The organism is Ruegeria sp. F12 (genome assembly GCF_056533885.1).
In genome coordinates this window covers 32,083-43,837 of record NZ_JBQFOV010000009.1, presented here as the reverse complement: position 1 = coordinate 43,837, position 11,755 = coordinate 32,083, and the positions used below count along the sequence as shown (strand labels likewise).

Annotated in this window: 9 protein-coding genes; 6 read left to right on the top strand and 3 right to left on the bottom strand. The window is 60.5% G+C overall.

What is annotated here, in order from left to right:
• Window positions 1-27 precede the first annotated feature (27 nt).
• Window positions 28-1,539 (top strand): malonate--CoA ligase, encoded by a 1,512-nt coding sequence (locus tag ACR0CA_RS13135; protein ID WP_480899479.1) that lies wholly within the window; start codon window positions 28-30, stop codon window positions 1,537-1,539.
• Here ACR0CA_RS13135 and ACR0CA_RS13130 read toward each other — a convergent pair.
• The 3 genes from ACR0CA_RS13130 to ACR0CA_RS13120 form a co-directional block, all read right to left on the bottom strand.
• Window positions 1,532-2,257: a metallophosphoesterase family protein gene (locus ACR0CA_RS13130; protein WP_480899477.1), complete on the bottom strand. Its 726-nt coding sequence runs from the start codon at window positions 2,255-2,257 to the stop codon at window positions 1,532-1,534. The two genes, ACR0CA_RS13135 and ACR0CA_RS13130, sit on opposite strands and share 8 nt — an antisense overlap.
• A 118-nt stretch (window positions 2,258-2,375) precedes the next feature.
• Entirely contained in the window at window positions 2,376-3,971 is a 1,596-nt protein-coding gene (gene serA, locus ACR0CA_RS13125; protein ID WP_480899475.1) for a phosphoglycerate dehydrogenase, read from the bottom strand.
• A 72-nt stretch (window positions 3,972-4,043) separates the two neighbouring features.
• Window positions 4,044-5,198 (bottom strand): phosphoserine transaminase, encoded by a 1,155-nt coding sequence (locus tag ACR0CA_RS13120; RefSeq protein WP_170774954.1) that lies wholly within the window; start codon window positions 5,196-5,198, stop codon window positions 4,044-4,046.
• 285 nt (window positions 5,199-5,483) lie between these two features.
• Between ACR0CA_RS13120 and ACR0CA_RS13115 the strand changes: the two genes are divergently transcribed.
• The 5 genes from ACR0CA_RS13115 (at window position 5,484) to ACR0CA_RS13095 (ending at window position 11,752) form a co-directional block, all read left to right on the top strand.
• Window positions 5,484-6,068, top strand: coding sequence for an ANTAR domain-containing response regulator (locus ACR0CA_RS13115; protein WP_170774956.1), 585 nt, complete (start codon window positions 5,484-5,486; stop codon window positions 6,066-6,068).
• The gene (locus tag ACR0CA_RS13110; RefSeq protein ID WP_480899472.1) at window positions 6,065-7,237 is read left to right on the top strand and encodes a CmpA/NrtA family ABC transporter substrate-binding protein; all 1,173 of its coding nucleotides are present in this window, start codon (window positions 6,065-6,067) and stop codon (window positions 7,235-7,237) included. The genes ACR0CA_RS13115 and ACR0CA_RS13110 overlap by 4 nt, the downstream gene beginning before the upstream one ends.
• Before the next feature lie 270 nt (window positions 7,238-7,507).
• The gene (locus ACR0CA_RS13105) at window positions 7,508-8,875 is read left to right on the top strand and encodes a CmpA/NrtA family ABC transporter substrate-binding protein (protein WP_480877339.1); all 1,368 of its coding nucleotides are present in this window, start codon (window positions 7,508-7,510) and stop codon (window positions 8,873-8,875) included.
• A 100-nt stretch (window positions 8,876-8,975) separates the two neighbouring features.
• Complete coding sequence (locus ACR0CA_RS13100; RefSeq protein ID WP_170774962.1) at window positions 8,976-10,061, top strand: ABC transporter permease; 1,086 nt, start codon at window positions 8,976-8,978, stop codon at window positions 10,059-10,061.
• 5 nt (window positions 10,062-10,066) lie between these two features.
• Window positions 10,067-11,752, top strand: a complete 1,686-nt coding sequence (locus ACR0CA_RS13095; protein ID WP_480899469.1) for an ABC transporter ATP-binding protein — start codon at window positions 10,067-10,069, stop codon at window positions 11,750-11,752.
• Window positions 11,753-11,755: the final 3 nt, after the last annotated feature.

Genomic DNA, 11,755 nt, shown 5'->3' with positions numbered 1-11,755 from the left:
ACAGTTCCGTTGACAAAGGCAGACAGAATGGCAAACCCGCTATACGACCGCTTGTTTGGCATTCACGCAGGTAAGGACACGCCGTTTCTGCATCTGCCGGATGGCGAGGTTATCACACATGCCGCATTTCTTGATATGGCGGCGCGGCTTGCAAACACGCTGGTTGGTTACGAGTTGGAACCGGGCGACCGGGTTGCCGTTCAGATCGAAAAATCGCCCGAGGCCTTGGCACTCTATGCCGCCTGCGCGCAGGCCGGGTTGGTCTTTTTGCCCCTGAACACCGCCTACACCGTCAACGAGCTAACCTATTTCATCGAAAACAGCGGCGCATCGCTGGTTGTGTGCGACGACGCGAACCAAACCGCCCTGACACCACTGGCTAAGATGCACGAAGCTCGGCTCGAGACGCTGAACGCCGATGGCTCGGGCAGTTTGATGCGGCGTGCCTTGGGGATGTTGCCCGCGTTCGAACCTGCGCACCGGACCGAGGACGATCTGGCCGCCTTCCTTTACACCTCCGGCACCACCGGGCGGTCGAAAGGCGCGATGCTGTCGCAGGCCAACCTGCTATCGAATGCGGTAACATTGGTGCAGGAGTGGCGGTTCACAGCCGATGACGTGCTGCTGCATGCCTTGCCCATTTTCCATACACATGGGCTGTTTGTGGCGACGAATGTGGTGCTGGCCTCGGGCGGGTCGATGATCTTTCTGCCGAAGTTCGATCTGGATGACATGCTGCGCCTGATGCCGCAGGCGACCTCAATGATGGGGGTGCCGACCTTCTACACCCGCCTGTTGGGGGATGATCGGTTCACCGGTGATCTGACTCAGCATATGCGACTGTTCATCTCGGGCTCGGCCCCCTTGCTGGCGGAAACCCATGAGCGGTTCGAAACACGCACCGGCCACCGCATCCTTGAACGATACGGCATGACCGAGACCAACATGAACACCTCAAACCCCTATGACGGCGAGCGTCGCGCGGGCACGGTTGGCTTCCCCCTGCCCGACGTCGAATTGAAAGTGACCGACCCCGACAGCGGCGAGACCCTGCCGCAGGGCGAGATCGGCATGATCGAAGTCCGCGGCCCGAACGTCTTCCAAGGCTATTGGCAAATGCCCGAGAAAACCGCCGCCGAGCTGCGCGAGGATGGGTTTTTCATCACCGGCGATCTGGGGCGAGTGGATGAGGATGGCTATGTCCATATCGTCGGACGCGGAAAGGATCTGATCATCTCAGGCGGGTTCAACATCTACCCCAAGGAACTTGAGATGCTGCTGGACGACCAGCCCGGCGTGTTGGAAAGCGCCGTGATCGGCGTACCGCACCCAGATTTTGGCGAAACCCCCGTGGGCCTGCTGGTGGCGGAACCCGGCGCGACCCCTGATCTGGACGCGATCATGGCCCGTGCGCAGGCCGAAATGGCGCGTTTCAAACATCCCCGCAAACTGATCGTTCTGGACGAGCTGCCGCGTAACACGATGGGCAAGGTGCAGAAAAACGCCCTGCGCGCGCGTTTCGCCGACCTGTTTACCTAAGCGGCACGCGTCCGTTTGGGGTCAAAAGCCAGCACTTACGCCCCTCAAACACCGCCGTGGCCAATGGACGGCCATAACCTGCGCCCGCATCCAGATTGACACGGTTGCCGCAATGTTCGGCCTGATCGACGGGTGTATGGCCATGGACAATCAGCCACGGATGCGGCGCGGCTTCGGTCAGAAACTCGTTGCGAATCCAGATCAGGTCATTCTCGGATTGCTGCTCCAGCGGAAGGCCCGGTCGGATACCCGCGTGAACGAACAGCATTTCGCCCTCTTGGTGATAGTTCGGCAGAGCATTGAGGAAATCCAGATGCTGCGGTGGAACAGCCTCGACCGCGCGTTGATGAACATAGATGATACGGTCATTGTCGGTGACATCCACACCGTAAGAGGCCAACGTCTCGCGCCCGCCCAAACGCGGATGCAACCAGCTGAGCGTGACCGGCAGGTGGCTGTCGGCGACCTCGCAGTCCTGTACAAACCGCGCCATCATCCGGTCGTGATTACCCCGCACCATGACCCAGTTGCGTCCTGCACGATGACCTTCGATCAACAGGTCAAGCACCCCGCGACTGTTCGGCCCACGATCCACGTAATCCCCCAGAAACACGACTCGCGCATCTGGGCCTCCATCCGCCTCAATCCGGAGCAGGGCGGTTTGCAACATCTCAAGCTGGCCGTGAATATCGCCAATGGCGTAAATGGCAGACGTCATGAAAAACCTCGGGTCGAAAATCACTTTGCTTGTGACGTTAAAATGGTCCCTGACAAAGAAAATACCCGCGCCTTAGGCAGCGCGGGTTGGGATTGTCTCAGAAATTCAACACTACCTACTAGGCCACGTCAAATTCCAAAGGTTTGATCTGGGTAAACAGCCCCGTTTCGGCCAACTTTGCGCGGGCCTCGGCCGGGACAGGTTCATCCACATACAGCAGCGCGATCGCTTCGCCGCCCGCTTCGGACCGGCCAAGGGTAAAGTTCGCGATGTTCACGTCGTTCTCGCCCATGGTCTGACCCAGCGTACCGATGATGCCCGGCACGTCTTCGTTGGTGGTATAGAGCATATGCGCCCCGACCTCGGCATCAATATTGATGCCTTTGATCTGAATGAACCGCGGCTTGCCGTCGCTGAATACAGTCCCAGCGATCGAACGCTCACGCTTGCTGGTGACAACAGTGACCTTCACATAGCCATCGAAAACGCCGGTCTTGTCCTGATTGGTGGTCGAGATTTTAACCCCGCGCTCTTTCGCGATCACCGGTGCGGACACCATGTTCACATCGGGATTGACCTTTTTCATGATCCCCGCAACGACAGAACAATTCAACGCGGCCAGGTTCATCTCAGCGGCGACACCATCATAAAGGATGTTGATCGCCTTGATCGGCTCATCCGTCATCTGCCCAATGAAGCTGCCCAGATGCCCAGCCAGCTTAATCCACGGCCCCATGACTTTGGCCTCTTCGGCGGTCACGGACGGCATGTTCAGCGCGTTTTCAACCGCCCCGGTCAGCAGGTAGTTCGAGATTTGCTCGGCCACCTGCAGCGCCACGTTTTCCTGCGCCTCGGTCGTCGCGGCACCCAGATGCGGCGTGCAGACCACGTTGGGCAGGTTGAACAAGGCGTTTTCCTTGGCCGGCTCCTCGCTGAACACGTCAAAGGCCGCACCGGCCACATGACCCGATTGCAGCATCTCGGCCAGCGCGTCTTCGTCGACCAAACCGCCGCGGGCACAGTTGACGATGCGCACGCCTCTCTTGGTCTTGGCCAGATTCTCACGGCTCAGGATGTTGCGGGTCTGATCGGTCAGCGGAACATGCAGCGTGATGAAATCCGCGCGGGCCAGCAGGTCATCCAACTCGACCTTTTCAACGCCCATCTTGGAGGCTTTCTCTTCGCTGAGATAGGGATCATAGGCGACGACCTTCATCTTCAGGCCCAGCGCGCGTTCGCAGACGATGCCGCCGATGTTGCCTGCGCCAATGACGCCGAGAGTCTTGTTGGTCAGCTCAATCCCCATGAATTTGGACTTTTCCCACTTGCCCGCATGGGTCGAGGTGCTGGCCTCGGGGATTTGCCGCGCCACGGCGAACATCATCGCAATGGCGTGTTCGGCCGTTGTGATCATGTTGCCGAACGGCGTGTTCATCACGATCACACCCTTTTTGCTGGCTGCTTCCTTATCGACATTGTCGGTGCCAATCCCAGCGCGGCCGATAACTTTCAGATTGTCGGCTTTTTCCAGCAGGGTCGGCGTGACCTTTGTGGCGGAACGGATAGCGAGGCCGTCATACTGACCGATCACCTCGGCCAGTTTATCCTTGTCCTTGCCCAGATCGGGCATGAAATCCACGTCGATGCCGCGATCGCGGAAAATCTGCACGGCGGTTTCGCTGAGCTTGTCAGATACGAGTACTTTGGGGGCCATATTTCTGGTCCTTAAATTTTGGGAAAGTATCCGGGCCACAGTCGGGCCCAGATTTTTCGTCGAAAAATCTTGTCAGGCGGCTGCCGATTGCGCAGCGATCTCGGCCTCAAAGGCCCAGGCCAGCCACGGCAGCATGGCCTGAATGTCCGAGGTCTCGACCGTGCCGCCACACCAGATGCGCAGGCCCGCGGGGGCATCGCGATATGCACCGATATCCAGCGCGATATTCTCGACCTCCAGCCGTTTGGCTACGGCCTTGGCGAATGTCGTCCCATCCTGAATGCGCGGATCGGTGAATTTCAGGCAGACCGACGTATTCGATTGCGTCGCCGCATCCTCGGCCAGATTGGCGATCCAGTCGTTTTGATCGCAAAAGGCATGAACCGCTCCAGCATTGGCATCTGCGCGGGCAATCAGGCCCTGCAACCCACCGACCGAGCGCGCCCAGTCCAGCGCAAACAGGTAGTCCTCGACCGCCAGCATCGAAGGCGTGTTGATCGTGGCCCCGGTAAAGATACCGTCGATCAGCTTGCCGCCTTTGGTCAGGCGGAAAATCTTGGGCAGCGGCCATGCGGGGGTGTAGCTTTCCAGCCGCTCAACCGCGCGCGGGCTGAGGATCAGCATCCCGTGCGCTGCTTCACCACCCAGCACTTTTTGCCAGCTGAACGTGGTCACATCCAGCTTGTCCCACGGCAGGTCCATCGCAAATGCAGCCGAAGTCGCATCACAGATCGTCAGACCCTGACGGTCATCCGCGATCCAGTCGCCATTGGGAACCCGCACGCCCGAGGTCGTGCCGTTCCACGTAAACACCACATCATTGGCGAAATCGACCGAGGCCAGATCAACGATCTGCCCATACTCGGCGGTTTTCACCTCGGCGTCGATCTTCAATTGCTTGACCACGTCCGTGACCCAACCGGCACCAAAGCTTTCCCAGGCCAGCATCTCGACCTTGCGTTCGCCCAACAGCGACCACAGCGCCATCTCAACCGCGCCGGTGTCCGAGGCGGGAACGATGCCGATCTTGTAATCCGCCGGAATGCCCAGCACCTCACGCGTGCCTTCGATGGCCGCCTTCAGCTTGTCCTTGCCCACCGCAGCACGGTGCGACCGGCCCAACGCAGCGTCGGCCAGCTTGTTCAGCTCGAATGTGGGGGGTTTGGCGCAGGGGCCAGAGGAAAAACGCGGATTCGCCGGCCGCGTTGCCGGTGTATTTGTGCTCATCTGTATTACCCTTCCAGATACACGCCCCTCGTTGGGGAGGGGTGTCCCGCCGCCACACCTAGAAAGCCTGCCGCGTCGCAGCAAGCGGAAAAGACTCTTCGAAGTCGAAAAACGACATTCAATTTCACCCCATCCGCGGTCATGAGTTTCCGATAGGCGAAAGATTTGCGGTCCGTTAACGCGACTCGGTGAGCAGTTGATTGTTTTTTGGGCAGTCACGCGCGGATCGTGTCGGAATAGGCCGGGAACCCTTGTGATCAGACATCGGCGCAGTGAAAAGGTGCCATGCCTGACACCCTGACCATTGTCGTTGTAGAAGAAGACCGCGAGCGCGCGATTGCCATCGTCGATGCACTCAAGGCGTCTGGGGCTTATGATGTGCATGTGATCGGCAATGTCTCGAGCCTTGCGCGCAAGATCGCCGCGCTGGTGCCCGATGTGGTGCTGATCGACATCGACAACCCGACCCGCGACATGCTTGAGGAACTGACCCTTGCATCCGGGCCACTGGAACGGCCAGTAGCCATGTTTGTCTCGGGCGCGGCGGGCGATTTGACCTCGACCGCGATTGAGGCGGGGCTGTCGGCCTACGTCGTCGACGGCATGCAACCGGATCGGCTGAAGCCCGTGCTGGACGCGGCCATCGCCCGGTTCCAGATCGTCCGGCAAATGCGCCGTGAACTGGCCGAGACCAAACGTGCGCTGGAAGAACGCAAGGTGATCGACCGCGCCAAGGGTCTGCTGATGAAGGCGCGCGGGGTCGAGGAAGAAGAGGCCTATGCCCTGCTACGCAAAGCCGCGATGGATCAGGGCCGCCGCGTCGCTGATGTGGCCGAGGCGCTGGTCACGGCCTCGGGGCTGTTGTCATGAACGCTGTGACCCTGCCCGTTGCTTATGTTCCGCTGGTAGACGCCGCCCCCTTGATCGTGGCGCATGAGATGGGTCTGGCCCGCGCCGAAGGAGTCGAGTTGGACCTGATCGCAGCGCCCTCATGGTCGTCGGTGCGCGATATGTTGGCCTTTGGGCGGGTGGACGCGGCGCAGCTGTTGTCGCCGGTCCCTGTTGCAATGGCCTTGGGGCTGGGCGGGATCACACAACCCTTGTCCGCCGTCTCGGTCCTGTCGGTGAATGGCGACGTGATCGGCGTTAGCCGCACGTTGGAAACCCGCCTACGCGACGCAGGCTATGAGTTCGACTTTCGCGACCCCTTCAAGGCCGCCGCCGCGCTGGCCTCGGTCGCGGATGGGCCATTGGTCTTCGGCGTGCCCTTCCCGTTCTCGCTGCATGTGGAACTGCTGCATTGCTGGCTTGAGGCTACCGAACTGTCCAAAATCGGGGTCGAGGTGCGCACCATCCCGCCACCCCTGATGGCGCAGGCTTTGGCCGAGGGCGATGTGGATGCGTTCTGTGTGGGCGAGCCCTGGGGCTCGGTCGCCGTGGAATCGCAGGCGGGCGCGTTGTTGCTGCCGGGTCAGGCGATCTGGGCCTTTGCGCCGGAAAAGGTGCTGGCCGTGCGCACCGACTGGGCGGATACCGAGCCGCACTTGCTTGGCAAGCTGATGCGGGCCGTCTGGCGCGCCGGGCGTTGGCTGGGCCAACCGGGCAGCCACACCGCCGCCGCTGAAATCCTTGCCCGAGACACCTATCTGAACCTGCCTTCGGAACTGATCGACCGGGCGCTCTCGGGGCGCTTTACCATCACAGGCCACGCCGAACAGCGCGAGGTGCCGGGATTTGTCGAGTTCCACGACGGGGCCGCAAATTTCCCATGGCGCAGTCAGGCCAAGTGGATCGCCCACCGTCTGGCGCAACGATACGGTCTGGACCCGCATCTGGCGCTGGCCCAAGCGGGCAGCGTGTTTCGCAGCGATATCTACCGCAATCAACTGGCAGGGTTGGGGGCGGATCTGCCCGGTGCCTCGGAAAAACTTGAGGGCGCGATTCGTGAAACCACACCGGTTGCGTCCCATAACGGGCAGCTGTCGCTGAAGCGGGATGCGTTCTTGGATGGGCGCATTTTTGACCCTCAGGATATCTGACGCCCAAGAATTAGGCAGACGCGCGCGCCGCACCGCGCGATTGCAGCATTTAACGCCGCATCGCAGCAAAATCACTTGATCGGCAGCGGCGCATTTACCACTCTGAACCCATCGGCACGCAAAGGCGTGTGCCGCAAGAATTCCTCCCAAAGTTTGGGAACGACTGAGCAAAGCCGCTCACTCTCTGGCCAATCCTCCCGGTCAGAGCGTGCAGCGGCTTTTGTTTTTCACCCACCCGGTAGACCGGGACCAAGAAAGGGACAGACCCACATGAAGAAATTGCTTGCAGGCCTTGTCGCCACCACCGCCCTGATCAGCCCGGCACTGGCAGAAACGCTGGAGCTGGAGAAGGACGAGCTGACCTTTGGCTTTATCAAACTGACAGACATGGCCCCCCTGGCCGTGGCCTATGAGAATGGCTATTTCCTGGATGAGGGCCTGTTCGTCACGCTCGAAGCGCAGGCCAACTGGAAAGTGCTGCTGGACGGTGTGATCGACGGACAGCTGGACGGCGCGCACATGCTGGCCGGTCAGCCGCTGGCCGCAACTATCGGGTATGGCACCGAGGCGCATATCATCACCCCCTTCTCGATGGACCTGAACGGCAACGGCATCACCGTGTCGAACGAGGTCTGGGAAGAGATGAAGCCCAACATCCCGAAAATGGATGACGGCCGCCCGCAGCACCCGATTTCGGCCGAGGCGCTGGCCCCGGTGGTCGAGAAATACAAATCCGAAGGCAAGCCCTTTAACATGGGCATGGTTTTCCCGGTTTCGACCCACAATTACGAACTGCGTTACTGGCTGGCGGCGGGTGGTCTGCATCCCGGTTACTACAGCCCCGAGAATGTGACCGGCCAGATCGGCGCGGATGTGTTCCTGTCGGTGACGCCTCCGCCGCAGATGCCGGCCACGTTGGAAGCGGGCACAATTTATGGCTATTGCGTGGGTGAGCCTTGGAACCAGCAGGCCGTGTTCAAAGGCATCGGCGTGCCGGTCATCACCGATTATGAGCTGTGGAAGAACAACCCCGAAAAGGTGTTCGGCATCAATGCCGAGTTCGCCGAGCAGTACCCCAACACCACCCGCGCCGTGACTAAAGCCCTGATCCGCGCTGCGATGTGGCTGGATGAAAACGACAACGCCAACCGCCCCGCCGCGGTCGAGATGCTGAGCCAGCCGGAATATGTGGGTGCGGACTACGACGTGATCGCGAACTCGATGACGGGCACGTTCGAATATGAAAAGGGCGACAAACGTGAAGTGCCCGACTTCAACGTCTTCTTCCGCTATAACGCGACCTACCCGTTCTATTCGGACGCCATCTGGTACCTGACCCAGATGCGCCGCTGGGGCCAGATCGCCGAGCCGCAGACCGATGCCTGGTATGACGAGGTCGCCAAGTCGGTCTATCGTCCGGACATCTATCTGGAAGCCGCGAAAATGTTGGTGGATGAGGGTCTGGCGAATGAGGCCGACTTCCCGTGGGAGAGCGACGGCTACAAGGCCCCCACGCCCGCCGAGGATATCATCGACGGCATTCCCTATGACGCCCGCATGCCCAACGCCTATCTGCAAAGCCTGCCGATTGGCCTGAAAGGCGAACAGGTCGTCGTCGGCACCGAAGTTCAGGGTTAACTCCACTGCCTCCCGGCCCTTGGTGGCTGGGGGGCTTACTTCTCTCTCACAGAATTCCACCCCCGTCCGGCGCTGAACGACCGGGCCAGGAGACCGCAAGATGACAGCCATCGACCACGATACGCTATCCCCTGATGCTGAACGCGAGGCCCGACGCGCCCGCCTGTTCACCCGGATCAACGCCGCCGACAAATGGTTTCAGGTTTTGGGCTTGGCCTGGATCACCCCCATCCTGAAGGCCGGTGCAGGCGACAACCCGCGCGCCCAGATGGGCGAGATTTGGCGCCTGCTGGTCGTACCATTGCTGGCCATCTGTGCCTTTCTGGTTCTCTGGGGCACGTTGGCGCCCAAGGTGCAAACCTCGCTGGGCGCAGTGCCTGGTCCGGCGCAGGTCTGGTCAGAGGCCATTAGCCTGCATCAGGACGCACAGGCCAAGGCCGCCAAAAAGGCCAAGTTCGAGGCGATGGTTGAAAAGCGCAACCAGAAGTTCATCGACGCGGGCCAGCCCGAAAAGGTCAAAGAGGTCGCCTATACCGGCGCGCCGAGCTACTACAACCAAATCTGGACCTCGATCAAAACCGTGTTCTTCGGGTTCTTGATCGCCACTATTGTCGCTGTGCCGCTGGGTATCGCTGCGGGCCTATCGCCCACCGCAAACGCGGCGCTGAACCCGCTGATCCAGATTTTCAAACCGGTCTCGCCGCTGGCCTGGTTGCCGATTGTGACTATGATCGTGTCGGCCGTTTACGTCACCAATGACGGCTGGTTCGCGAAATCCTTCCTGATCTCAGCCATCACCGTGACGCTGTGTTCGCTGTGGCCCACACTGATCAACACCTCGCTGGGTGTGGCGTCGATCGACAAAGATTTGGTGAACGTCTCCAAGGTTCTGAAAATGAACACCTACACCAAGATCACCAAGCTGGTGCTGCCCTCGGCCCTGCCGCTGATCTTCACCGGCCTGCGTCTGTCGCTTGGCGTTGGCTGGATGGTTCTGATCGCGGCTGAAATGCTGGCGCAGAACCCCGGTCTGGGCAAGTTCGTGTGGGATGAGTTCCAGAACGGCTCCTCCAGCTCACTGGCCAAGATCATGGTGGCTGTGTTCACCATCGGCATCATCGGCTTCCTGTTGGATCGCGTGATGTATGCGCTGCAGTCGCTGTTTACCTTCTCGAACAACCGGTGACCCAAATGGCTGTGATCGACTTCAAGAATGTCAGCAAATCTTTTGGCACCGGCACCGCTGCGACGGATGTGCTGAAAGACATCAACCTCTCGGTTCAGGAAGGTGAATTCGTGGTGCTGCTGGGTTTTTCCGGTACCGGCAAAACCACACTGATCAACCTGATGGCGGGGATCGAATTCCCCACCAAGGGCAACGTCACCTTTCGCGACAAGGCCATCACCGGCCCCGCGCCGGAGCGGGGGGTGATCTTCCAGAACTACTCGCTGATGCCGTGGCTGACGGTCACGGGCAATGTGCGGCTGGCCGTGGACGCGGTGTTCCCCAAGATGCCCAAGGCCGAGAAAGAGGAAAAGGTAGCCCATTACATTCGCATGGTGGGCCTCAGCCACGCGGCGACCCGTCGCCCCGCCGAGCTGTCGGGTGGGATGCGGCAGCGGGTGAACGTGGCCCGCGCGCTGGCGATGGACCCCGAGGTTCTGCTGCTGGACGAGCCCTTGTCGGCGCTGGATGCATTGACCCGTGGCAATCTGGCGGAAGAGATCGAAAAGATCTGGGAGGCCGACCGCAAGACCTGTGTCCTGATCACCAATGACGTGGACGAAGCGATCCTGCTGGCCGACCGCATTATCCCGCTGAACCCCGATGGCACGTTGGGGACCGAGTTCAAGGTCTCGATCCCCCGCCCCCGCGACCGGTCCGCCATGAACCATGATGAGACGTTCAAGGCGCTGCGTGGCGAGGTCACGAAATACCTGATGGATGTGGGCATCGAGGCCAAGGTCGAAGGCACCAAGACCCTGCCCGACGTCACCCCGATCCACGGTGTACCGGCAGCGGTGAAAGAGGCGCAGTCGGGTCTGATCGAAGATCGCTATCTGGATTTCAGCCAGTTGCACAAGGTCTACCCCACCCCCAAGGGTCCGCTGACCGTGGTCGAGGATTTCAACCTGAAACTCAACCGAGGCGAGTTCATCTCGCTGATTGGTCACTCGGGCTGTGGCAAGTCCACGGTGCTGACCATGGCCGCTGGTCTGAACGAAATCTCCAAGGGTGCGATCAAGCTGGATGGCCGCCACGTTGAAGGCGCCGATCCCGAACGCGCCGTGGTGTTCCAGTCGCCTTCGCTGTTTCCATGGCTGACCGCCAAGGAAAACGTCTCGGTCGGTGTGGACCGCGTATATCCGCGCGCCAGCCAGGCCGAGCGGCAGGATGTGGTGGAATATTACCTTGAACGGGTCGGTCTGGCGGATGCGATGGACAAATCCGCCGCTGATATGTCGAACGGGATGCGCCAGCGTGTGGGCATCGCCCGCGCCTTTGCCCTGTCGCCGAAACTGTTGCTGCTGGATGAACCCTTCGGGATGCTCGACAGCCTCACCCGGTGGGAGCTGCAGGAGGTTCTGATGGAGGTCTGGTCGCGGACCAAAGTCACCACCATCTGCGTCACCCATGATGTGGACGAGGCGATCCTGCTGGCCGACCGCGTGGTGATGATGACAAACGGCCCGCAGGCCACCATCGGCAAGATCACCAATGTCGACCTGCCGCGCCCGCGCACCCGCAAGGCGCTGCTGGCCCATCCTGATTACTACGAATACCGGCAAGAGGTGTTGGATTTCCTTGAGGAATACGAGCATGGGGCCAAACCCAAGCCCAAATCCCCTGCCCCCAAAGCCATTGCCGCGGAGTGAACT

Bases quoted from the DNA above. Each gene is read 5' to 3' on its own strand.
- ACR0CA_RS13135 (WP_480899479.1), top strand. From the start codon at position 28: ATGGCAAACCCGCTATACGACCGCTTGTTTGGCATTCACGCAGGTAAG.
- ACR0CA_RS13130 (WP_480899477.1), bottom strand. From the start codon at position 2,257: ATGACGTCTGCCATTTACGCCATTGGCGATATTCACGGCCAGCTTGAG.
- serA (WP_480899475.1), bottom strand. From the start codon at position 3,971: ATGGCCCCCAAAGTACTCGTATCTGACAAGCTCAGCGAAACCGCCGTG.
- ACR0CA_RS13120 (WP_170774954.1), bottom strand. From the start codon at position 5,198: ATGAGCACAAATACACCGGCAACGCGGCCGGCGAATCCGCGTTTTTCC.
- ACR0CA_RS13115 (WP_170774956.1), top strand. From the start codon at position 5,484: ATGCCTGACACCCTGACCATTGTCGTTGTAGAAGAAGACCGCGAGCGC.
- ACR0CA_RS13110 (WP_480899472.1), top strand. From the start codon at position 6,065: ATGAACGCTGTGACCCTGCCCGTTGCTTATGTTCCGCTGGTAGACGCC.
- ACR0CA_RS13105 (WP_480877339.1), top strand. From the start codon at position 7,508: ATGAAGAAATTGCTTGCAGGCCTTGTCGCCACCACCGCCCTGATCAGC.
- ACR0CA_RS13100 (WP_170774962.1), top strand. From the start codon at position 8,976: ATGACAGCCATCGACCACGATACGCTATCCCCTGATGCTGAACGCGAG.
- ACR0CA_RS13095 (WP_480899469.1), top strand. From the start codon at position 10,067: ATGGCTGTGATCGACTTCAAGAATGTCAGCAAATCTTTTGGCACCGGC.